General features: G+C 45.1%; 1 protein-coding gene. It reads left to right on the forward strand.

The window, feature by feature from the left end; translation table 11 throughout:
• Positions 1-1,070 (forward strand): ISNCY family transposase (locus FTV31_RS17095; RefSeq protein ID WP_180015834.1); only part of this gene is annotated, 1,070 nt, incomplete at both ends.

Genomic DNA, 1,070 nt, shown 5'->3' on the forward strand with positions numbered 1-1,070 from the left:
AGCTGCATTAGCCCATGCCGGTCGTGGTCAAATCAGCAATTCCAGGCTTCCTGAAGAACTCAAACTCAAGTGCCTCAATCTTGTTTCTGATCAACTGCATGGTTTCGGACCCACTTTAGCGCATGAAAAGCTCACCACCGTTCATGGCTTTGATATTTCAGTGGAAACACTGCGTTCCTGGATGATTGCAGCCGATTTATGGATTCCTCGCGCCAAGCGTCTGAAACGCCCGTATCAGCCTCGTTATAACCGGGACTGTTATGGTGAACTGATCCAAATCGATGGCTCACACCATGACTGGTTTGAAGGTCGAGCCCCTAAATGCTGTCTGCTGGTATTTATCGATGATGCCACAGGAAAATTACAGCATTTACGCTTCTGTGAGTCGGAATCAACCTTTGACTATATGATTTCAACACGTTTGTATGTTGAGCAGCATGGTAAGCCTTTAGCCTTCTACAGCGATAAACATTCAGTCTTCAGGGTGAATCAAAGCAGTAAGAAAGACACCAAGATTACCCAGTTTGGGCGCGTACTCAGCACCCTGAATATCGATATTATCTTCGCTAATTCACCGCAGGCCAAAGGCCGTGTGGAACGGGCCAACAGAACCCTTCAGGACCGTCTGATCAAGGAGATGCGCCTGAAAGGCATCTGTTCGATTGAGCAAGCTAATGTCTGGCTACCCTGCTTCATTGAGCAGTTCAATCAGAAGTTCGCCAAGATGGCTTTTAATCCTAAGAATCTACATCGGCCTATCACTGAAACAGCCGAAAAATTAGATGATATTTTTACCTGGCGTGAACCCCGCAGAGTCACGAATAGCCTGACGATCACTTATGATAAATGCGTATATATCCTGGAAAACACAGAAGAAAATCAAAGGTTGATCGGTAAGTATCTTGAGTTCCTGGAATACCCGGATGGTACTATAGCCATCATGCATAATAGCCGAAAGATCAATTACAGCCTCTTCGATAAATTAAGTCAGCTGAATCAGCGAGAGATTGTTGAGAATAAACGGTTGGGTGCTGTTCTTAATCATATCCAACAACAGCATGAAGAACTGG

This window comes from Acinetobacter sp. YH16031 (assembly GCF_013417335.1).
Lineage (GTDB): Bacteria > Pseudomonadota > Gammaproteobacteria > Pseudomonadales > Moraxellaceae > Acinetobacter.